This window comes from Streptomyces sp. NPDC091376 (assembly GCF_044757085.1).
Taxonomy (GTDB): domain Bacteria; phylum Actinomycetota; class Actinomycetes; order Streptomycetales; family Streptomycetaceae; genus Streptomyces; species Streptomyces pratisoli.
Genome location: NZ_JBIVUF010000020.1, coordinates 14,610 through 36,622 on the forward strand (window position 1 = coordinate 14,610; position 22,013 = coordinate 36,622).

Below are 22,013 nucleotides of genomic sequence, written 5' to 3' on the forward strand. Positions count from 1 at the left end.
GGAAAGGATGGTGCGATATTCACCGGCCCTTCAACCTGGATGGCCATTCATCCCGATATGTCAGCGCGCGGCAGCGTCAGGTGAGGTATTGCCCCGCGTTTCGGCGCAGCACCGTTCGTCAACGGCCTCCTTCGTCAACGGCGTCCGTCGTCAACGGCGTCCGTCGCCACCGGCGACCGAGCCTGGGACGCGCACCCACGCGCCCCGGCATGGCCAGTTCGGCCCGAAGCGCGTCCTCCAGTGCTGAAAGGCCGCCCTCCACTCCCTGAAGCGGCCATTCGTCCGTCGCCGAAGTGCCCTCGAGGGCCACGGGCTCGACCCGCAGCAGAGCGCGGTGCACCTCACTCACAGCGGAGCGAACCTCGTCGTCGGCTATCAGGGACGCTTCGACGATCCACTTGTAGGCGGCCGACCGATGGACGGACATCTTGCCGTCGTCCTCGCCCCTCAGGATGGAGGCAAGAGAGTCGTGCCATCCGTACAGAGTGATCAACAGGTCCCTGTACAGGCCCTTCTTGTCGTCCAGCCAGCGGACCTGTTCCGCGTGCGTCCGTTGTTCCTGCTGGATGCGTACCTGCCCGCGCTGTGCAAGCCATGCGCCCGCAAAGCCGGTCACAGCCCCCACCGTTGTACCTGCAAGTCCGACCAGTGCAGCTTCCATGGCTGCTTCATACCAGAAGTTGCGTCCGCGGACGGAGGAAGATCAAAGTTGCTGAAGCCTCACGACTCAAGTCACATGCTGACTATGGCGGTTGCCGAGCACTGGGCCGTGAAGTCGCCCTGCGACTGACCGCCATGCGTCGCGCAACAGCGGGCCGTTGGCGAGGGCTGCCGGTGTCGGGCCGGTCGTACGACAAGTGGGACGGCTTCATGGGCGCACAGGAGTGCCGCGCCCTGTTGTACGGCAAAGGGGGCGCGCCGCAGGAGACCCCCTTCTGGGGGGCGAGCAAGGCCGCGGTAGCGACGGTGGCCGGGAGCCGCCGCCGGCGGCGTGGCTCGCGCCCGGATGCCGCCGGTGCGGGCCGCCGGACGCGCGGGCGGCTGCGTACGGGCTCTGCTCGCCGCGCCGGCCCGCTGCCTCGCGGACCGGCTCAGGGCCCACCGGAAGCGGATCCCGAGCACGGCCGAAGCCGGAGCGGAGCCCGGTCGCAGCCGGACGGCGCAGGGTCGCTCTCATGATCACCGGGGAGTGGTCCGTCGTTTACGTCCTCGCTACGCTAGCCCCGCTAGATTGCGTCTGACCAGCAAAAAGGCCCTCCCGGTGGGAGGGCCGAACCGTCGTCCAGACTGTGCGCCCCCGGCAGGACTCGAACCTGCGGCCAAGCGCTTAGAAGGCGCCTGCTCTATCCACTGAGCTACGGGGGCCCGGATGTGGCCTCGGTGGCCTGGAGCCCCAAATGGGTCGTCCGTGACCTTGCCGGGACAAGGATAGGGCTCCGATCGCCTTGACCCGGTTGCTTCACCTCCGTGGCACGATGTGGAGGTTCGGTGAAGCGAACCGATAATCGCAGGCAGGTGCGATTCTCGCAGCGCTTTTTTCGCCTGACACCTCGGGTGTTGTGCACTCGTTATGCCTGCGCCCCACTCGTCCCGTCTGTCCCGTCTGCCTGATCGGCGCGCAGGAGGGTCCATACGCTTCAAAAAGCAGCCAAAATTGGGCATTCTTCGCATGTGGTGACCATGGAAGTACGGCCTCAGCTGATCGACGCACTCTCCGCCCTGCGCGACCGGGTCGCTGCCGTGCGTCTTCCACTCCCCCTTCCAGGTGCTCCGCGGGCGCGGCAGACGAGGGCCGAGCTCCTCGCGCAGCTCGACGACTATCTGGTGCCCCGGCTGAAAGACCCCGAAGCACCGCTGCTCGCGGTCGTCGGAGGGTCCACGGGAGCCGGCAAGTCCACGCTGGTCAACTCTCTTGTGGGGCGACGCGTGACCGAGGCCGGGGTTCTTCGGCCCACGACGCGTACCCCCGTGCTCGTATGCCACCCGGACGATCACCATTGGTTCGCCGACATGCGCGTCCTGCCGAACTTCACCCGCGTATGGCTGCCGCAGCAGGAGGAGACCGAGGCGTCTTCGCCTGCCGGGGCACGAGGGAAGCCCGAGGAACGTGCGCTGCGGATCGAGACCTCCGCGTCGCTGCCGCCCGGACTCGCCCTGCTCGACGCGCCCGACATCGACTCTCTCGTCGTCGAGAACCGGATCATGGCCGCCGAGCTGATCTGCGCCGCCGACGTGTGGGTGATGGTCACCACCGCCTCGCGGTACGCGGACGCCGTCCCCTGGCACCTGCTGCGCACGGCGAAGGAGTACGACGCCACGCTCGTGACCGTGCTCGACCGGGTGCCGCACCAGGTGATCACGGAGGTGTCCCGGCAGTACGCGGCGCTGCTGACCAAGGCCGGCCTCGGACACGTACCGCGCTTCACGATCCCGGAGCTGCCCGAGTCCGCGGGCGGTGGCAGGGGGCTGCTGCCGGACACCGCCGTCGCCGCGCTCCGTGACTGGCTCGCCCACCGCGCCCTGGACCCCGCCGCGCGCCAGCAGACCGTCGTCCGTACCGCCGCCGGCGTCATCGACTCCCTGAATGCCCGGATGCCTGAGCTCGCGGGTGCCGTCGCCGCGCAGTACGCCGCCGCCGTGCGGCTCTCCGGCGCCGTCGAGGAGGCGTACGCGCAGGAGGCCGAGCGGGTACGCAAGCTGGTGCGCCGGGGCGCGGTCCTCGCCGGGGACGCACGCACCCGCTGGCGCGGCTATCCGCGCGACAGCTCGGCCGTGGAGCTCCTCGACGCGCTCGCGGAGAGCCTGACCGCGCTGCTGCAGTGCGCCGTGGCCGCCGCCGACGAGCGGCTCCAGGAAGCGTGGCGGCGCGAACCGGCCGCCGGTGCGGCCGGCGTCGGGAACGCGCGAGCCGACCTGGAGGCCCCCGAGCGCATCGGGATGGCCGTGCGGCGCTGGCGGCGCGTCCTCGAGGAACTGGCGGAGGAGGAGGTACGGGACCTGGAACGCTCCGCCGCGCCCGACCCCGAGACCGTCGCCGCGCTGCTCGCCACCACACTGCTCGGCGGCCGGCGGGCCCGGGCCGCGGGGGAGCGGCTGGCGGAGCGGATGGGGGCGCAGGGCGCGCTGCGGCTCCGCGACAAGGGCGGGGAGCTGGTGATGACGTACATCGAACGCGTACTGAACGAGGAGCGCGACCGGCGGCTCGCCCCGCTCGACGCTCTCGAGCTGTGCCCGGAGCCGCAGGCCGAGCTGATCGCCGCGCTGTCCGTACTGCAGAAGGAGAGGTGACCGCGGTGACTGCTGTCACTGGGGAGACCGAGGGCCGTCGCTCGGGGCCCGGCCCCGAGGCGGGGACGGAGGACGGGCCCGCGGCCGGAACGGTCGCGGGCCCCGACGGTCCCGACGCCCGTCCGGACGCCCGTCCCGACATCGGCCCCGAGGGCGCGCGCGGGGAGGACGCGGAGGGCACGCCGGTCGCCGGGCCGGCCGGGGGGCAGGAGCCCCAGGGGCCGGACGAGCAGGGCGAGCAGCCCGCTCTCGCCGAGGGCGGTGACGGAGCCGACGGCAGCGACGCCGCCCATCGCGAGGGTGATGGCGATGGTGACGTCGACGCCGACGGGGAACAGTGGGCCGACGGTCTCATCGCCCGCCGCGCGGTCGACCCCTCCGCCCTCGCCGGGGACGACGGGTCCCTCGTCGGCGACGAGGCGCACGTCCCCATCGGCGGCCCCTACGCCGCCCCGCTGCGCACCCGCCTGGACTCGCTCCGCGAGCTCGTCGGCCTGTCCCGTGCCCGGCTCGACGAGAAGGCCCTCGCCGAAGCGGGCCGGGTGCTCGACGAAGCGGCGGCACGGCAGCAGCTGTCGGCGCGGCACACCGTCGTCGCCATCGCGGGCGCGACCGGCAGCGGCAAGTCGACGCTGTTCAACGCCCTGGCCGGGGTGCCGATTTCGGAGACGGGACTGCGCCGTCCGACCACCTCCGCGCCGATCTCCCTCACCTGGTCGGAAGGGGCCGCCGGGCTGCTCGACCGGCTCGCCATCCCGCCCAGGCTGCGCCGCAGGCCCCTCGCGGGCGGCAGCGGCGACGAGGCGCTGCAGGGGCTCGTCCTGGTGGATCTGCCCGACCACGACTCGGCGATGACCGTGCACCGGGAACAGGTGGACCGGGTCCTGGCGCTCGTCGACGCGGTCGTGTGGGTCGTCGATCCGGAGAAGTACGCCGACGCAGCCCTCCACGAGCGCTATCTGCGTCCGCTCGCCGGGCACGCCGAAGTCACCTTCGTCGTCCTCAACCAGATCGACCGGCTGCCCGGCGAGGCCGCCGACCAGGTGCTCGACGATCTGCGCCGCCTCCTCGACGAGGACGGCATCGCCGTCGGCGAGCACGGTGATCCCGGCGCCACTGTCCTCGCCCTTTCCGCGCTCACCGGCGAGGGCGTCGGTGACCTGCGCGAACTGATCGGTCGGCTCGTCCAGGAGAAGAGCGCCGCGGCCCGGCGGATCTCCGCCGACATCGACGCGGCCGCGGAACGACTGCGGCCCGTGTACGTCGCCGACGGGCGCCCGGGGCTCGGCGAGCGCGCCCGCGACGACTTCACGGCCCGGCTGGCGAACGCGGTCGGGGCTACCGCGGTCGGCGAGGAGGCCGAACGCCAGTGGCGCAGGAACGCAGGGCGCGCCTGCGGGACGCCGTGGCTGCGGCTCTGGCGCTGGTACGAGCGCGTCCGCACCCCCGGCGGCGGGCTGCCGCAGCCCCCGGAGCCCGCGGAGGAGGAGCTGACGGCGCGGCAGCGGGTCGAACAGGCGGTACGCACCGTCGCGGACGACGCGGCCCACGGGCTTCCGGTGCCGTGGGCACAGGCCGTGCGCGAGGCGGCGGTGCGCGGGTCGAAGGGGCTGCCCGAGGAGCTCGACGAGCTGGCCGTCACGCTCGGCACGCCGAACGAACGCCCGCCGCGGCCCGCGTGGTGGCCGGCCGCGGTGCTGGCGCAGGCCGTCATGACGCTGCTGCAGATCTTCGGAGGGCTGTGGCTGCTGGGCCAGATCATCGGGGTCCTGGAGCCGGGACTGGTTCCGCCGGTGCTGGTGATGCTCGGCGGGATCATCGGCGGGCCGTTGGTGGAGTGGGCGTGCGCGACCGCCGCGAAGGGGCCCGCACGGCGCTACGGGCAGGACGCGGAGCGGCGCCTGCGGGAGGCCGCCGCGGCCTGCGGGCGGGCGAAGGTCCTGGATCCGATCGCGGCCGAGCTGCTGCGGTACCAGGAGGTGCGCGAGCAGTACGTGACGGTGTCTCTCAAGCGCTGAGATGCCCTGCGGCGTCCTGAGGTCTCTCGGTGGCTCTCCGAGAGACCTCACCGGGCCCTGAGGAGGCCCCTCAGGCCATGAGACGTCGGTTCGGGCCTTACGGACGTCGTACGGGCTACTGAGCGGTCGGTTCGGGCCCTGAGACGTCGTTCGGGCCCTGAGCGGTCCTGCGGACGCCGGGACACGGCGGCCCCGTCACCCGGGAGGGTGGCGGGGTTTTCCACAGCTGCTCCGGTTTCCACAGGCGTGAGCGGGAATCCGCCGGCCGGTCGAGCATGAGATCCGTCAGCGCAACGGCCGGACCGGCCGGAAGCAGGAAAGCGGGAGGGGATCGTCATGAACGAGGCGATGGTGACGCTGGTGGGCAATGTCGCGACCGCCGTGGAGTACCGGGAGTCGGCGACCGGGGGATGGGCGCGGTTCCGGTTCGCCGTGACGTCGCGCCACTGGGACCGGCAGCGGGAGCAGTGGACCGACGGGCCGACGAGCTTCTACACGGTGTGGGCCCGGCGGACGTTGGGCGTGAATCTCGCGGCCTCGGTGGCCGTCGGTGAACCACTGGTGGTGCACGGCCGGTTGAAGGTGCGGGAGGAGGAGAAGGAGGGGCAGCGCCGGACGTCCGTCGACGTCGACGCGGTCGCCGTCGGACACGACATGACCCGGGGGACATCGGCATTCCGGCGAACGATGAAAGGCGAACCGCATCTGACGGGCCGTCCTGTCGATCCTTCCGGGTTCGCGAGCCCCTTCGACTCGCCCGAATTCCCCGTGCGTACGGAGCTGTCGAGCCCGGGAGGCGGCCCGCCGCGACCGCCGGGCCCGGACGGTCAGGACCACGCGGCCGGCCGGGGGCCGGGAGGCGGCCCGGACGTCGTAGCTGCTGAAGCCCGGGCTCCCGCGGCCGTGCCCTGACCGCGCTGACCTGCGGTTGTGGAGATTTGTCGATAGTCAATCGGGGGGATGTGCAGTCGGCGATAACGATTCTGATTCGGAATGGTTATCTGACGGCATGACGGGAGATCGGGTCGCGTCGCGTCCCTAGGATTTCTCAGTACTCACGGGGCACTTGAGTCTGCTGGCGAGGCACTCCCCCCACGCACCCCGAGCGAAAGGGCCTCGCCCGGAGGGGAATTCTGTGTTTTCTGCGTTCTCTGCGTTCTCTGCGTTCTCTGTACGTGGGCGGGGAGCCGCCCGGCGCGCCGCGGTGGCCCTGGTGTCCGGTCTGTTCGCGACGGGTGCCATGGCCGGCGCGGGACCGGCCGCCGCCGAGGAGACTCCCCAGCACCAGGGTGGCGCCTCCGCCACGCTCGACGGCCTGACCACGTTCGACCGCGCCGTGCTGCGCGACGGCGGGCAGGAGCACGAGCTGCCCGCCGGGCTGTTCGAGATGACCGTCGACGGCGGTGGCAGGCTCAAGACGTACTGCATCGACATCCACAACCCCACCCAGGAGCAGGCGAAGTACCTGGAGACCCCCTGGGACCAGACCTCGCTCGGTGCGAACAAGGACGCCGGCCGGATCCGCTGGATTCTGCAGCACTCCTACCCCCAGGTCGACGACCTCATGGGGCTGGCCGAGCGAGCCGGGACGGGTGCGCTCACCGAGCGGACCGCCGCTGCCGGCACCCAGGTCGCGATCTGGCGGTACTCGGACGGCGCCGATGTCGAGGCGATCGACCCTGCGGCCGAGAAGCTCGCCGACTGGCTGGAGAAGAAGGCGAAGAACGTGGCGGAGCCCCGCGCCTCGCTGAGCCTGGAGCCCAGGGCGGTCTCCGGGAAGGCGGGCGGGCGGCTCGGACCGGTCACGGTCCGCACGGACGCCGACCGCGTCACCGTCACCCCGCCCGCCGACTCCGCCGCCAGCGGTGTCACTGTGACGGACGAGGCCGGCAAGCCCGTCACGACCGCGGCAGACGGCAGCCGGCTCTACTTCGGCATACCGTCCGGCACCCCTGACGGCACCGCCGCGCTGAGCGTGCAGGCCACCACCAACGTGCCCGTCGGGCGGGCGTTCGCCGGGGTGACCAAGAGCCAGACCCAGATCCTCGCCGGGTCCAGCCAGTCCACGGTCTCCTCGACGGCGACCGCCACGTGGGCCAAGGCCGGTCCGATCCCCGCGCTCACCGCGGAGAAGAACTGCGCCGCGGGCAGCGTCGACATCACCGGCACCAACAAGGGCGACGAGGCGTTCATCTTCAGCCTGATGGGCTTCAAGCACTCGATAGCCCCCGGTGAGTCCCGTACCGTCACCGTCCCGGTCCCCGAGGACCAGGCGTACGACTTCACGATCACCGGGCCCGGCGGGTTCTCGAAGAACTTCAAGGGCGTGCTGGACTGCAAGACCACCGGCAGCAGCGGCCCGGCCCCGGCCGAGCCGGCTCCCCAGCCCAGCGCGGCCTCGGCGGGCGGCACCTTCGGCGGTGACGAGAACCTCGCCGCGACCGGCGCGTCCAACGCCACCCCGATCATCGCCGGCACGGCGATCGGCCTCGTCGTCATCGGCGGCGCCGCCGTCCTCTTCGTACGCAAGAAGAAGGCTCCCTCCACCGAGGAGTGAGCGACGCAACGACCTGCCCCCGCCGGGCTCGGCCACAGTCGGCGGGGGGCTCCATCCTGCCTTCCGGAGCGCGGCCGTCGGCGGCCGACGGCGACGAGCGGTGACAGATCCACTACAGGGGGGGCCGGGGAACCGGCAGCTCAGGAGGCCCGCCAGATACGGGTTTCGTTCCAGGGGTGGCGGTCAGGCAAGATGGGGTGTATCTGCCCACTCACTGATTGCCGGACGGTTTCTCTTGGCTGAGTACATCTACACCATGCGCAAGACGCGCAAGGCGCACGGCGACAAGGTGATCCTTGACGACGTCACGCTGAGCTTCCTGCCCGGTGCGAAGATCGGTGTGGTCGGCCCGAACGGCGCCGGTAAGTCCACCGTGCTGAAGATCATGGCCGGTCTTGAGCAGCCGTCCAACGGTGACGCCTTCCTCTCACCCGGGTACAGCGTCGGCATGCTCCTCCAGGAGCCCCCGCTCGACGAGTCCAAGACCGTTCTGCAGAACGTCCAGGACGGCGCCGCCGAGATCATGGGGAAGCTCCACCGCTTCAACGAGGTCGCCGAGCTGATGGCGACCGACTACTCCGACGCGCTGATGGAGGAGATGGGCAAGCTCCAGGAGGACCTCGACCACGCGAACGCCTGGGACCTGGACACGCAGCTGGAGCAGGCCATGGACGCGCTGGGCTGCCCGCCCGGCGACTGGCCGGTCACCACCCTCTCCGGTGGTGAGCGCCGCCGTGTCGCCCTGTGCAAGCTGCTGCTCGAAGCCCCCGATCTGCTGCTGCTCGACGAGCCCACCAACCACCTGGACGCCGAATCGGTGCAGTGGCTGGAGCAGCACCTCGCCAAGTACCCCGGCACCGTCGTCGCCGTGACCCACGACCGGTACTTCCTCGACAACGTCGCCCAGTGGATCCTGGAGCTCGACCGCGGCCGCGCCCACCCGTACGAGGGCAACTACTCCACGTACCTGGAGAACAAGGCGTCCCGCCTCAAGGTCGAGGGCCAGAAGGACGCCAAGCGCCAGAAGCGGCTCAAGGAAGAGCTCGAGTGGGTCCGCTCCAACGCCAAGGGCCGCCAGGCCAAGTCCAAGGCCCGCCTGGCCCGCTACGAGGAGATGGCGGCCGAGGCCGACAAGATGCGGAAGCTGGACTTCGAGGAGATCCAGATCCCGCCGGGCCCGCGTCTGGGCAGCGTCGTTGTCGAGGTCGAGAACCTGAACAAGGCCTTCGGCGACAAGGTCCTCATCGACGACCTCTCCTTCACCCTGCCCCGCAACGGCATCGTCGGCATCATCGGCCCGAACGGCGCCGGCAAGACCACGCTGTTCAAGATGCTCCAGGGTCTGGAGAAGCCCGACTCGGGCAACATCAAGATCGGCGAGACCGTCAGGATCTCGTACGTCGACCAGAGCCGCGAGAACATCGACCCCAAGAAGACGCTGTGGGCCGTCGTCTCCGACGAGCTGGACTACATCAACGTCGGCCAGGTCGAGATGCCGTCGCGCGCCTATGTGTCGGCGTTCGGCTTCAAGGGGCCGGACCAGCAGAAGCCGGCCGGGGTCCTCTCCGGTGGTGAGCGCAACCGCCTCAACCTGGCGCTCACCCTGAAGCAGGGCGGCAACCTGCTGCTCCTCGACGAGCCGACCAACGACCTCGACGTCGAGACGCTCTCCTCGCTGGAGAACGCCCTGCTCGACTTCCCGGGCTGCGCCGTGGTCGTCTCCCACGACCGCTGGTTCCTGGACCGGGTCGCGACGCACATCCTGGCGTACGAGGGCGAATCGAAGTGGTTCTGGTTCGAGGGCAACTTCGAGTCGTACGAGAAGAACAAGGTCGAGCGGCTCGGCGCGGACGCCGCACGTCCGCACCGCGCCACCTACAAGAAGCTCACCCGGGGCTGATCTCTTGGCACGTCATATCTACCGTTGCCCCCTGCGCTGGTCGGACATGGATGCCTTCGGGCACGTCAACAACGTGGTCTTCCTCCGTTATCTGGAGGAGGCCCGCATCGACTTCATGTTCCGGCTGGCGCCGGGGGACGGCTCGCCGTCGTTCTCCGGCGGGTCCGTCGTGGCCCGCCACGAGATCGACTACGTACGCCCGCTGGTGCACCGGCACGAGCCGGTGACCGTCGAGTCCTGGGTGACGAAGATCGGCGCGGCGTCGCTGACGATCGCGTACGAGATCAAGGATCCGGACCAGGTGTACGTCCGGGCCTCGACCGTCGTCGTCCCCTACGACCTGGCGGCGGCGCGTCCGCGCCGGATCAGCGCCGAGGAGAAGTCCTTCCTCCAGGAGTACCTGGACGACGCGGTGAAGGACGCGCTCGCGGCATGACTGCGCCCGTGCAGACCCTGTGGTTGGCCGACGCGAGGGAGGCGGCGGATCTCGCCGCCTTCCTCGGTCGGCTGATCCACTACGACCGGGCCGCCGCGGTCCGGTTGCAGGCGGGCGGGGGCGCACTCGCCGTGTTCGGCCGACCGCCCTCGTTCGAGGTCCTCGCGATCCGTACGGCGCGGCTGGCGGAGCCGGTCGAGCTGGATGTCACCGTCTCGGCGGGAGAGCTGCTGGAGTCCGTCGAGGGCTCGGCGCTCGCCGTGCCCGCCGCCGTCACGGGTCCGCCGTGGGCCGGTGTGCTGCCTCCCCGGGGAGGCTGGCGGGAGCTGCCGGGGCTGCCCGGAGTCGTACAGATGCGAGGCGCGGTGGCCGCCGCGGTCGCCGAATTCCGCGCCCGTGACGAGGTGTTGCCCGCGGAGCGGCGCACCCGCGCCGAGCGCGACAGGATCGGCCGGGAGATCTGGTCCCGGACCCTCGGCGACACGGAACTGCCGCTGCGGGCCGTGCACGCCGCCCAGGCGCTGGGCTTCCTGCGCCCGACCCCTGATGACGTCACCGGTGCGGCGCTGCTCGCCTCGGGCGGCTGGCTCCGGCTGCGGACGCCGTTCGGCTCGATCGCGATACGCAGGGCCGGGCTCGGCGCGTTGACCGTCACACCGGCCTGAGGCCGACCGCGGACGGACCGTATCCGATGCTGAGGAGCGGCAGATGGCACAGACGACGTACGACGTGATCGTCCTCGGACTCGGCGGTATGGGCAGCGCCGCCGCGCACCATCTCGCGGAGCGCGGTGCCCGTGTGCTCGGCCTGGAGAGGTTCGGCCCGGCGCACAACAAGGGCTCCAGCCACGGCGGTTCCCGCATCACCCGCCAGTCGTACTTCGAGGACCCGGCCTATGTGCCGTTGCTGCTGCGCGCGTACGAGCTGTACGAGCGGCTGGAGCGCGACAGCGCTCAGGACATCGCCACCCTGTGCGGCGGCGTCATGGTCGGCCGCCCGGAGTCCCTTCCCGTCGCCGGGGCCCTGCGCTCGGCCCGCCAGTGGGACCTGCCGCACGAGCTGCTCGACGCGCGCGAACTCCGGCGCCGCTTCCCGACGTTCGCCCCGCAGGACGACGAGGTCGCCCTGTACGAGGCCAAGGCGGGGTTTCTGCGGCCGGAGAGCACGGTGTCCGCCCAGCTCCGGCTCGCCGCCCGTGGCGGGGCCGAGCTGCGCTTCGAGGAGCCGGTGACCCGCTGGGAGGCGTACGGCGACGGCGTACGGGTGCACACCGCCACCGGCGTGTACACGGCGGGACAGCTCGTCGTCTGCCCCGGAGCGTGGGCGCCCGCGCTGCTCGCCGATCTCGGCGTGCCGATCACGATCGAGCGCCAGGTCATGTACTGGTTCCAGCCCACCGGCGGCACCGGCCCCTACACCGCGGACCGGCACCCCATCTACGTCTGGAAGGACGCGGCGGGCGTCCACTTCTACGGCTTCCCCGCCATCGACGGCCCCGAAGGGGGCGTCAAGGTCGCCTTCTTCCGCAAGGGCACGGTCTGTACACCGGAGACCATCGACCGCACGGTCCACGACGACGAGATCCGTGCCATGGCGGACCAGGTCGCTCCCCGTCTCCCCGGTCTTCCCGGCACCTTCCTCAAGGCCGCCACCTGCATGTACTCCAACACACCCGACGAGCACTTCGTGATCGCCCGGCACCCCGCGCACCCGGAGTCCGTGACCGTCGCCTGCGGATTCTCCGGTCACGGCTTCAAGTTCGTCACCGTGGTGGGCGAGATCCTCGCCGATCTCGCGCTGACCGGCGTCACCGCCCACCCCATCGACCTGTTCGCTCCAGGCAGGCCGCTGTGACGTGCGACGCACCCGGGACCCGTCGCTTGCGCTGGTGACGCGTTTCGAGCGGGGTGGCCGCCCTGCGGCCCGCCCCGTGGGTGGGCCGGTCAGCCCGCCGTGTTCAGCATGGAGGCGGCCGCGTACGTGAGGTAGTTCCAGAGCTGCCGCTCGTGCTCCTCCGAGAGCCCCAGTTCGTCGACGGCGGCCCGCATGTGCTTCAGCCAGGCGTCGTGCGCGGCCTTGTCGACGGTGAACGGCGCGTGGCGCATCCGGAGCCGGGGGTGGCCACGGTTCTCGCTGTAGATGCGGGGGCCGCCCCAGTACTGCATCAGGAAGAGCCTCAGGCGCTCCTCGGCCGGGCCCAGGTCCTCCTCGGGGTACATCGGGCGCAGCAGGGGGTCCTCGGCGACACCTTCGTAGAAACGTCGCACCAGACGGCGGAAGGTCTCCTCGCCGCCGACCTGCTCGTAGAAGGTCTGCTCCTGAAGCGTGCCCCGCGGAATCTCGTTCACCGGTCCATGGTCTCAGACGGACCGGACGAGGACCTGGGCCCTAGGACTTCTGCCGGACCTCGGCGAAAAGCAGCCGCCGGGTCCTCGCCTCCCGCGCGGGGGCGCAGGAAAGTGGAGGTATGGGTGCAGACCAGGACGCGCGCATGCGGGATCCCTTCGCGGGTCCCGCTGCCGAAGTGCGCGCGGCGCTGCTGCGCCGGATCACCGCTACCGGGGCCCTGGGGGATCCGGCCTGGCGGGCGGCCTTCGCCGAGGTGCCCCGGCATCTGTTCGTGCCGTACTACTACGTGTCGACCTTCGCCGGGTACGAGCGGCTGTGGTCCGGCGACTGCGATCCGGACCGCCGGGAGCGCTGGCTGAGGGGCGCCTACGCCGACGGGCCGCTCGCCACCCGGGTACGCGACGGTGAACTGGTCTCCTCCAGCAGCCAGCCGTCCCTGATGGCCCGGATGCTGGACGCGCTGGAGGTGCGGGACGGGCACAACGTGCTGGAGATCGGCGCCGGCACCGGCTACAACGCGGCCCTGCTGGCGCACCGCCTCGGCGACTCGCACGTGACCACCGTCGATCTCGATCCGGAGATCACCGAGTCCGCGCGAAGCCATCTCGAGGCGGCCGGGTACCACCCCACCGTGATCACCGGCGACGGCGCCCGCGGCTGTCCCGGGCGCGCCCCCTTCGACCGGGTCATCGCGACCTGCGCCCTGCCGTCCGTACCGCAGTCATGGCTGCCGCAGTGCCGGCCCGGAGGGCTGGTCCTCGCCCCGCTCGCCAACGGTCTCGTCCTGCTGCGGGTACGTGACGCGGACCATGCGGAGGGTCATTTCCTGCACACCCCCGCGTTCTTCGTCCCTCTGCGCGGAGGCGGGCCCGTGCGGACGGCGATACCGCATGTCGGCGGGCTGCCGCGGCGCGTGGCCGGGAGTGAGTTGTTCCGCTTCCTGCTCACGCTGACCGCGGGGAGCCTGGATCCGCACGAAGCGCTCTCGCTCTGGCAGCGTGAGCAGCGGCCGGAACGGGAGCGCTTCGGTGCCACGGTCAGCGGCGGCCGCCAGTGGGCCTGGCTGGACGATCCCGAAGGGCCGTACGCCTGGCCCCTCGACGTGCCCGGCCACGCCGGGCGGTGACCGTCGGCGGCGGATGACGAGTGTCGGCCACCGTCGACGGTGATCGTCAGCCGCGACGGATGGTGATCGTCGTCCAGGCGCCCACATGCACCCGGTCGCCGTCCATCAGCGGGACGGGGACGTAGGGCTGGATCGGCTCCTCCCCGCCGTTCACCGTCGTGCCGTTCGTGGAGTTCTGGTCGACCACGGCCCAGGAGCCGTCCGGCTGCTGGACCAGGACCGCGTGCTGGTGCGAGACGCCCGGGTCCTCCGGCGGAACCGACAGGTCGATGTCGGGCGACTCGCCGGTGGAGTGCCGGCGACGGCCGATGGTGACCTGGTTGCCGGAGAGCTGGAGCTGCTGCTCCGGGGAGTACGCGGGCAGGTTCAGCCCTGCCGCCTCGGGGCCGCTGCGCTGCATCATCGCCATGAAGTACTCGCGGTCGGGCGCGATGACCGCCGTCCAGCCGGCGGGTGGCTGGTACGGCGCCTGTGGCTGCGGCGGCGTGGGTCGCTGCGGGGACTGCTGCTGCGAGGGCGGCGGCAGCATCCAGTCGTCCCCGCCTCCCTGCGGCTGCGGGGGCTGTTGCTGCCGCTGCGACGGTGCCGGCACGGCCTGGGGGAATCCGGGCGGCGCGGGCGGCCCGGGCGGGAACCCCTGCTGCTGCGCGGGCGGACCGGGCCGGCTGAACTCTGGAGGGCCGGGCTGTCCGGGCTGCCCGTGCTGCCCGTGCTGCTGCGGGAACTCCGGCGGGCCGGGCGGGCCCGGCTGCGGGAACGCGGGCGGTGCCGGCGGGCCGGGCTGCGCAGGACGCGGCGCGGACGCTTCGCCGGTCAGCGGCTCGGCGGGCCGGTTCATCTGCGAGGGCCGTGAGCCCTGGTACTCGTACGGGTCCGGCGGGCGCGGAGGCTGCTGGGCCTGGAATCCGGGCGGCAGATTCAGCCCGGGCACCTGGCCGCCGGGACCCCCGGGGCCCGGTCGTCCGGGCGGGGCGAGGGGGGTGTACGACGTCGCCGTGTTGGTGAGGAAGTTCCAGCGGCACTCTTCGCAGAACGGCGCCATCGGCTCGCGCGGCGTACGGCACTGCGGGCACAGCTCCGCCTGGGCCGTGGCGTCGGGGCCGCCCGGGCCCGGGTAGCCGTATCCGGGCGGCGGGGGAGGAGGCGGCGGAACCGCGCCCGCCGGAGCCCCCGCCCCGGCCATGCGATGGCCGCAGACCTCGCACCAGTCGTCGGAACCCGACTGGTGTCCGTTCGGGCAGGTCGGCATGTCGGCGCTTCCCCCTCTCCTTCGTCCGGCGGGCGAGCCGGACACGTTGTGCTTTCCTGACTGCTTGTGACCGCCGCGTGACTTACTTCTTCACGCGAACTGTCTTGGTGGAGCGCGTTTCGAGCGTCATCTCGTCCGCTTCCGCGACCCTTGCCTTCAGCCGCACAGTACCTGTCGCCGCATCGACGACGTCCACCACCTTCGCCAGCAGCTTCGCAGTGTCCTCGTTTCCGGAGGCCGCCGCCAGTTGCACGGCCCGGCCCAGCTTCGCCGTGGCGCCGTCGAAATCTCCCGACTTGCGCGCATCAAGCCCCTGTTGGATGACATGCGCCAGTTCGGCCTGACCCGTGTAGTGGGCGACCTGGGGGTTGATGGACGTCGACGCAGCCATGTCATCCGTCCACACCGCCCGGACCAGACCCTGGGAGAGCGTCTGCGGGGTGCCGCCCGCCGGGTCGGGAAGGATCAGCGAGACCCGGGCCGCCAGCATCTCCTGACCGATGGCGGCCTGGGGCACCTGCACACTCACGTGGTAGTCGCGGGACTCGTCGCCCCATGAACCGGTCGGATAGTCCCCGGCGCGCGGGCTCGCCTCCGTGCGCCGACCGGTCAGTTCCTCGACCGTCGGCGCCACCTGCTTCACGAACTTGATCTCCACGCCGACGGGCGTCCACAGCCGCAACGCGACATCCGCGATCTCCTTGCCCATCGCGTTCTCCATCATCCGCGTGAAGTCCGCGGCGAGGCCGGACGGATCGGCGACGATGTCGGCCGTGCCCAGCAGCGCGGAGGCGATGCCCGTGACCTCCTTGACCTCCCAGTCGGTGCCCACACCGCGGGCGTCGCAGGTGAAACGGCCCGCGCACGCGTCGAGGGCGGCCCGCAGATCCTCCGGCGACTCGTGCTCGTTGCGGCCGTCGGTGAGCAGAATGCCGTGCCGGATGGTGACTTCGGCTGAGCCCAGCAGCCGGTCCGCCAGGCGCAACCAGGTGCCGATCGCGGTCCCGCCGCCCGCGCTCAGCCGGCGCAGTGCCTCCTTGGCCTGCCCTCGCGTCGAGGGATCGGCGGTCGCCAGCCGGCCGCCGCCCGGATAGACCTCAGCGGCCACATGCGTACCCGCGACCACCGCGAAGGCCGTGCCGTCGCGCAGGGTGTCGATGGCGGCGGCCGTGGCATCGCGCGCGTTGCGCATCTTCGTCGGCGGATAGTCCATCGAGCCCGAGCAGTCGACCATGATCACTACAGCGGCGTCGGTGCGCTGCCCCGGTATCGACGGAGCGGAGGTAGCGGTTCCGGTTGCGGGGGTGCGGCCGTTGGTGCCTCCGCCGGTGGAGGTGACGGTGACGATCGCGTTCACTTCGCGCCCGCCTTCCGGCAGGAACTCGTTCTGGTACACCTCGACGGAGAACTGCGGCACGTTCGACTTCGAGAAATTGGCCATCTGGACTGGCTCCTTGAGGCTCCGCTTGACAGGCAGACGTGACGAAAAGGGTGCCGAACGGACGCGCGGGGCTGGAGGCGAGGCCTTCTTCAGGCCGATCCTGCCCCCTGCTGCGGCACGGCGAACGGGAGCACGGCCACTGTTACGTTGTCGTGGCCGCCGCCGTCGAGCGCATGACCGACCAGGACCTGCGCCCCGTGCAGCGGCCGTCCGGCCGCGTCCTGCGGCAGGACCTGCGCCATGTCCTCCGGCGCCTCCGCGTAGTTCCACAGGCCGTCCGTGCAGACCACGACCACACCGGGACGGTCCGGTTTGAAGGAAGCGGTGTGCGGCTCCAGTTCGTACGCGTCGGCGCCGAGCCAGCCGGTGATGGCGTGGGCCCGCTCGTCCGCGTAGGCCTCGGCCTCGCTCATCAGGCCCGCGGCGACCATCTGCGCCGCCCACGAGTCGTCCTCGGTGAGCCGGGCGGGCGGGCCGCTGCGGTCGTCGGGGACCCAGTACGCCCGGCTGTCGCCGACCCAGCCCACCACCAGCAGACCGGCGGCCACGATCGCACCCACCAGCGTGCACGCCGGGGCGTTCTGATGGCGGTGCGGATCGTGCTCCATGGCCTGGCCCGGCTCGGCCGCCAGCGAGTTGACCGCGGAGGCCGCGGCGAGGATCGCCTCGTGCATCGCCTGCTGCGGATGCGTACCGCCGGGCAGCGCCGCCAGGAGCGACTCGTTGGCCGAACTCGCCGCGGCCGAGGAGGCGTCGTCGGGACGGGTGGCCGAGGACACGCCGTCACAGACGATGGCGATGACCGCCGGTGAGCCGTCGGGCAGCGCCGTCGACGACACGGCGAACGAGTCCTCGTTGCGGTGGTGCCGCAGACCCCGGTCACTGACCGCGGCGACCGAGCCCAGCTCCTGCTCCATGTGGTCGCGCTCGCGCGGCTGGGCGTGTCCGCAGTTCTCGCAGTAGCCGTCGGGATCGACATGGCCCGCGCGACAGGCGACACAGAGTTTCGTGCCTGCCGGTGGTGTGGCGGCGTGCCCTCCCGCGTGCCCGGAGGCACGGGGATCGGGCGCGGCCAGCTCGAAGTCCCCCGAGCCGGCGGGTGCCGCCCGGCCCGGGACCGCGGCAGGGCCGGGCTGCGCGTCCGGGCCGGTCTGTGCGTCCGGGCCGTCGAAGCGGACCGCGGTCGCGGGCAGTTGACGGCCACCCGAGTCGGTGCCCGGCACCTCGCCCGGCCGCTGCGCCGGCGCCGGCAGGCCCGAGCCACCCGCCTCGGGGGCCTCGGGCCAGTCGACCGGCGCGCCCATCGCGATCGTGGGGTGGTCCTTCGGCGGCGCCGGTACGGCGGACAGGTCGTACCCGCACGCACCGCAGAACAGGTCGCCGGACTCGAGCGGTTCCTTGCAACCGGGGCAGGCCGACAACTGGGGCATCTGTGGCGTCATTCGCTTTCACCTCGCCTTGACATGCCGGGCGCGCCTCGGTCCTTCCGCCGGAGGTCCGGGGCTTGGTCCCCGGGACAGCACAGCATCACACCCACGTCCGGGGGCGGTAGCGGTTGGCCCGCTCCACCAGTTCGATCCGTTCCTCACCGTGCCGGGCGAGGCGGGCGAGCACCCGGAACGAACGCTCAAGACCGAACCGCAGTCCGCGCTCGTCCAGTTCGCTGCCGAGCAGGGCAGTGCTCCCCGGCCGGGCGCCGGCACTGCCGGAGAGTACCCAGTCCAGGGCCGTACCCAGAACCTCCGTGGACAACCGCTCGCGGCGCACGGCGTCCAGGCCGAGTGCGTCCAGGGCGGTGACCTGGGCCGCCGCGGCCGTCAGATCGTCGATCAGCGGATCGTGCGCGGCGCGTCGGCGCAGCCGCGCACGGACCGCGGCGACCCGCGCGGCCGTGTAGTGGATGGACGCCTCCGGCACGGACTCCAGCGTACGCACGGCTTTGACGCGGTCGCCCGCGGCCAGCTGGACCCGGGCCAGGCCGAACGCGGCGCTCACATAGCTCGGGTCGGTTGCCCACACCAGGCGGTAGTACTCCGCGGCGTTGTCCAACTGGCCCAGCACCTCGGCGCACACGGCGAGCGCCAGCTTCGGGGCGGCCTCGCCCGGGAAGGCGTCGTAGATCGCGTCGAAGGACAGCGCTGCCGTCTCGTCGTCGCCGGTCGCGAGCGAGGCGATGCCGCGGTACCAGACGATCCGCCAGTCGTCGGGGTGACGCGCCTCCAGATCCGCCAGAGAGGTCGTCGCGGACGTGAGCTCGCCCATCTCCAGCCGGGCGCGCAGCTCGCGCAGCCGCAGCTCCACGGAGGCGGCGGGGGCGCCGTGCAGCGCGGCGATCAGCTCGGCCGGCGCGGAGGCCAGCACACCGGCGAGGAAGCCCGCGTTCGGGTCGTTCGGGTCGACCCGCGGCACCGGGAGCGCCAGCGCGGTCGCCCGCACGTCCAGCGCCGCGAGCCGCGGCTCCCCGCCGGGCGGCAGCTGCGCCGCCGTCAGCTCCCCGCGCGGCGAGGGCAGTGAGGCCGGCGTCGGCGCGTACGCGTACGCGTACCCCGGCGACGCGCCGGAAGCGGCGCCGTGGGCCGCGCCGTCTGTCCCGCCGGGGATTCCGGTCGCCGTGCCGGTGAGCGGGGCGCCGCCCGCCTGCCCGGCGGCGCCGCCGCGGACGCGGCGCGCGGGCCGGCGGGTGCCCAGGGCCGAGACCTCGCCCCGCAGTTCGGCGAACAGCTCCGTGTCCGTGACGCGCAGCTCCGGGCCGAAGAGTGTCGAAAGCGACGGGCGCGGGCGGCCGGACTGGAGGGCGACGACCTCCCTGAGGACGCCCGTCAGCTGGTCGGCCATCTCCTGCGCGGAGGCGAAGCGGCGCGCCGGGTCCGGGTCGGTCGCGCGGACGAGGAGCCGGTAGAACGACTCGTAGGTCCGGAACACCTCGATGTGGTCCGGGTCGGGCAGGGAGTCCACGAACACGTTCGTGTACCCCTGGAAGTCGAACGTGAGCACCGCCAGCGTGCGCGCCACCGTGTAGAGGTCGGAGGCGACCGAGGGGCCGACCTCCGCGACCTCCGGTGCCTGGTACCCGACGGTGCCGTAGATCGCCGACTCGTCGTCGTCCATCCTCCGCACCGCGCCCATGTCGATGAGCTTGAGCTGGTCCTCGGTCTGGATCGCGTTGTCGACCTTGAAGTCGCAGTACAGCAGATTCCGGCTGTGCAGATGCCCGAGCGCCTCCAGCGCCTCGATCCCGTACGCACAGGCCTGCTCGACCGGCAGCGGGTCCCGCTTGCCGTCGGGAGCGCGCCGTTCGTTGGCGATCTCCTTGAGGGCCTTGCCGCCCACGTACTCCATGACGATGTAGCCGTCCATGGAGCCGGTCCGCTGGTCGAGGTGCTCGACGAAGTTGTAGATGCGGACGATGTTGGAGTGCTCGATCTCCGCGAGGAAGCGGCGCTCGGAGATGGCCGCGGCCATCGCGTCCTGGTCACCCGTGTCGAGGAGGCCCTTGAGGACCACCCAGCGGTCGGACACCGCCCGGTCTATGGCGAGGTAGATCCAGCCGAGGCCGCCGTGCGCCAGACAGCCGATCACCTCGTACTGCCCGTGGACGATGTCGCCCTCGCGCAGCTTCGGCACGAAGGAGTACGGGTGGCCGCACTTGGTGCAGAACCCCTCGGTGCGCCCGGACCGGTCGCCGCGGGCACGTCCCACGGGCGCTCCGCAGTCGCTGCGGCTGCAGAACCGCTTGCGCTCGGGGACCTCGGGGTTCGCCATGACCGCGGACCGCGGATCGGGGCGCGGCACGTCCGGGACGGTGACCAGGCCCGCGCCCAGCCGGTTCCGCCCCGACGAGGACGCCGACGCGCCCGAGCTGCGGACCGAGACCGAGCGGCCTGAACTGCGGCCGGACAACGAACGGGACAGCCGCCCCGACACGGACCGCCGCGACGTCGAGGAACGCGACGACCGGGAGGACCGCGCGGACCGGGAACCGCTCCGCGCGGACGAGCTGTTGCTTCCCTTGCCGCCCGCCGTCAGCCCGGTCGGCGGTGACGACAGCGAGCCGGTCGGCGACACGACGGGGGCGAGCCCGCAGGTGTCGCAGTACAGCTCGCCGCCTCCCACGTCCTCGTACGAGCCCTCGCAGCCGGGCCGTTGACAGGAGACCGCGCCGGGGGAGGCCGCCGCGGCCGGCTCCTTGCGCCCGGACTCGGGCGCCAGCCCGCAGGTGTCGCAGTACAGCTCGCCGCCGCCGACGTCCTCGTACGAGCCCTCACAGTCCGGGCGGCTGCACTTCGCCATGTCACTCATGATTCCCCCTGGTGACCAGTGCTGTCCCTGGGTCCCGCCTGCCGGGGCACCAGGACCTCCCCCGCGGCCCGCTGGTAGCGCAGGACCGCCTGCTCGGCGGCGCGCAGATCGCAGGGCGCGCTCCACAGCATCCGGCGGGCCGCGTCGTACCGCTCGATCAGCAGCGGGTCCTCCGCCATGCCGTGCCGGGCGACCTTCGCCTTGTACGCGTCGAGGCGCCCGCGCAGCTCCGCGCGGACCGCGAGCGGTGCCGTCACCGCCGTCAACGACTCACGCGCGCGCAGCAGTTCCTCCTCCGCCTCCCGCTCAAGGGACTCCAGCAGCGGCGAGAGCCGGTGCCACTGGGCGTGCCTGCGGTACTCGGCTGCCGTGGCGAGCCGCTCCTGCAGGACCGTCGGCGGGCCGCTGACCGCGGGCACCTCGGACGCGGCGATCTTCGCGAGCACTTCACCCCGCGCGGAACGTGCCTCGGTGAGCGTGCGGTCCGCGCGCGAGAGCACGTCGCGCAGCCGCAGCAGCCGCTCCTCCGAATCCTGGCGGACCGCGAGGACCGCCTCGATCTCACGGCGTACGTCCTCCAGAGCGCGCGCCGCCCGGTCGTAGCGGTCCGTGTCGGGGCGGCCGCCTCCGGGCGCCGAACTGACCGGCGCGGGCGACCAGAACGCCAGCGGGTCGGAAACGACCTGCGCACGCAGCGTGGACAGCTCGTGGGTGATCGATTCCAGATCATCGCCCGCCGGGTGCTCTCCCGGCCGCACACCCACCGAGTGGGCCAGCGAACGGGTGCGCTGCAGCTCCGCGGAGAGCAGATCGATCCGGGCGGGCAGTGCCGACCACACCGAGTCGGCGGCGACCACCAGGTCCAGCGAGCGTGCGTACAGCGTGTTCATCCTGCTGACCAGGCCCTCCAGCGTGAAGCGTTCGGAGAGCCTGGCCGGGCCCGTCACGGACGGGGCCGGATGGGCGGCGGAGCCGGCGACGGTGACGCTGGGGCCGCGCAGCCGGTCGGTCAGCTCGACGAGGTCGTCCCGGTTGGGCCAGCGGCGCCGGGCGCGCAGCTCACGCGCCGAGCGCAACGCCGCCGCGTACGCGTCGAAGTAGCCCCACAGCAGGGTGATGGCCTGCTCGGTGGAGGCCCAGCGGTCCTTGGTGACGCCCGTCAGCTCCGCGCCCTCCAGGAGCCTGCGGCCCGCGTGGTCCTGCAGGGCGAGGAGCGAGGTCTCGATCGCCTCGTGCTCCTCCCCGAGCCGCGCCAGCGCACGGTCCACCTCGTCCCGGTCCATTACCGGCCCGGGGGGTCCCGCGACGCCCATCGATCACCTCTCCGCTTGTGCTCTGCGATGTGCTGCC

Annotated in this window: 16 protein-coding genes and 1 tRNA gene; 9 read left to right on the forward strand and 8 right to left on the reverse strand. The window is 72.1% G+C overall.

The genetic code is table 11. The features are described 5' to 3' along the window. Positions 1-118 precede the first annotated feature (118 nt). A complete protein-coding gene (locus ACIQMR_RS31925) occupies positions 119-661 on the reverse strand; it encodes a hypothetical protein (RefSeq protein ID WP_401394688.1) in 543 nt (180 codons plus the stop codon). Positions 662-1,292: 631 nt separating this feature from the next. After that, a tRNA-Arg gene (locus tag ACIQMR_RS31930) sits at positions 1,293-1,365 on the reverse strand. A 315-nt stretch (positions 1,366-1,680) separates the two neighbouring features. On the opposite strand from ACIQMR_RS31930, the gene ACIQMR_RS31935 reads away from it, so the two are divergent. From ACIQMR_RS31935 to solA, 8 genes are all read left to right on the forward strand, one after another. Continuing rightward, a complete protein-coding gene (locus ACIQMR_RS31935; RefSeq protein ID WP_401394691.1) occupies positions 1,681-3,288 on the forward strand; it encodes a dynamin family protein in 1,608 nt (535 codons plus the stop codon). Then, positions 3,285-5,306 carry a GTPase gene (locus ACIQMR_RS31940; RefSeq protein WP_401394694.1) on the forward strand — a complete coding sequence of 674 codons (2,022 nt, stop codon included), beginning with the start codon at positions 3,285-3,287 and terminating at the stop codon, positions 5,304-5,306. The genes ACIQMR_RS31935 and ACIQMR_RS31940 overlap by 4 nt, the downstream gene beginning before the upstream one ends. 336 nt (positions 5,307-5,642) lie before the next feature. Then, on the forward strand, positions 5,643-6,218 hold the full coding sequence (locus tag ACIQMR_RS31945) for a single-stranded DNA-binding protein (protein ID WP_401394696.1): 576 nt from the start codon (positions 5,643-5,645) through the stop codon (positions 6,216-6,218). Positions 6,219-6,441: 223 nt separating this feature from the next. Then, entirely contained in the window at positions 6,442-7,863 is a 1,422-nt protein-coding gene (locus tag ACIQMR_RS31950; protein WP_401394699.1) for a Cys-Gln thioester bond-forming surface protein, read from the forward strand. A gap of 235 nt (positions 7,864-8,098) precedes the next feature. Next, positions 8,099-9,763 carry an energy-dependent translational throttle protein EttA gene (gene ettA, locus ACIQMR_RS31955; RefSeq protein WP_401394702.1) on the forward strand — a complete coding sequence of 555 codons (1,665 nt, stop codon included), beginning with the start codon at positions 8,099-8,101 and terminating at the stop codon, positions 9,761-9,763. 4 nt (positions 9,764-9,767) lie between these two features. Continuing rightward, on the forward strand, positions 9,768-10,199 hold the full coding sequence (locus tag ACIQMR_RS31960; protein WP_266374147.1) for a thioesterase family protein: 432 nt from the start codon (positions 9,768-9,770) through the stop codon (positions 10,197-10,199). After that, the gene (locus tag ACIQMR_RS31965; protein WP_401394705.1) at positions 10,196-10,864 is read left to right on the forward strand and encodes a hypothetical protein; all 669 of its coding nucleotides are present in this window, start codon (positions 10,196-10,198) and stop codon (positions 10,862-10,864) included. The genes ACIQMR_RS31960 and ACIQMR_RS31965 overlap by 4 nt, the downstream gene beginning before the upstream one ends. Positions 10,865-10,907: 43 nt before the next feature. Then, the gene (gene solA / locus ACIQMR_RS31970) at positions 10,908-12,053 is read left to right on the forward strand and encodes an N-methyl-L-tryptophan oxidase (protein WP_401394708.1); all 1,146 of its coding nucleotides are present in this window, start codon (positions 10,908-10,910) and stop codon (positions 12,051-12,053) included. A gap of 89 nt (positions 12,054-12,142) precedes the next feature. Here solA and ACIQMR_RS31975 read toward each other — a convergent pair whose 3' ends face one another. Beyond that, positions 12,143-12,547, reverse strand: coding sequence for a globin (locus ACIQMR_RS31975; RefSeq protein WP_401394711.1), 405 nt, complete (start codon positions 12,545-12,547; stop codon positions 12,143-12,145). A gap of 119 nt (positions 12,548-12,666) precedes the next feature. Between ACIQMR_RS31975 and ACIQMR_RS31980 the strand changes: the two genes are divergently transcribed. Continuing rightward, on the forward strand, positions 12,667-13,674 hold the full coding sequence (locus ACIQMR_RS31980) for a methyltransferase domain-containing protein (RefSeq protein WP_401394714.1): 1,008 nt from the start codon (positions 12,667-12,669) through the stop codon (positions 13,672-13,674). 46 nt (positions 13,675-13,720) lie between these two features. Here the strand turns inward: ACIQMR_RS31980 and ACIQMR_RS31985 are convergent, their stop codons facing one another. From ACIQMR_RS31985 to ACIQMR_RS32005, 5 genes are all read right to left on the reverse strand, one after another. Further along, a complete protein-coding gene (locus ACIQMR_RS31985; protein WP_401394717.1) occupies positions 13,721-14,923 on the reverse strand; it encodes an FHA domain-containing protein in 1,203 nt (400 codons plus the stop codon). Between the two features lie 82 nt (positions 14,924-15,005). Continuing rightward, the gene (locus ACIQMR_RS31990; protein ID WP_401394720.1) at positions 15,006-16,364 is read right to left on the reverse strand and encodes a VWA domain-containing protein; all 1,359 of its coding nucleotides are present in this window, start codon (positions 16,362-16,364) and stop codon (positions 15,006-15,008) included. A gap of 89 nt (positions 16,365-16,453) precedes the next feature. Beyond that, complete coding sequence (locus ACIQMR_RS31995) at positions 16,454-17,806, reverse strand: protein phosphatase 2C domain-containing protein (protein WP_401394723.1); 1,353 nt, start codon at positions 17,804-17,806, stop codon at positions 16,454-16,456. An 85-nt stretch (positions 17,807-17,891) separates the two neighbouring features. After that, positions 17,892-20,663 carry a tetratricopeptide repeat protein gene (locus tag ACIQMR_RS32000; RefSeq protein WP_401394726.1) on the reverse strand — a complete coding sequence of 924 codons (2,772 nt, stop codon included), beginning with the start codon at positions 20,661-20,663 and terminating at the stop codon, positions 17,892-17,894. After that, complete coding sequence (locus tag ACIQMR_RS32005; protein ID WP_401394729.1) at positions 20,660-21,946, reverse strand: hypothetical protein; 1,287 nt, start codon at positions 21,944-21,946, stop codon at positions 20,660-20,662. Before ACIQMR_RS32005 ends, ACIQMR_RS32000 begins: the two co-directional genes overlap by 4 nt. Positions 21,947-22,013 lie beyond the last annotated feature (67 nt).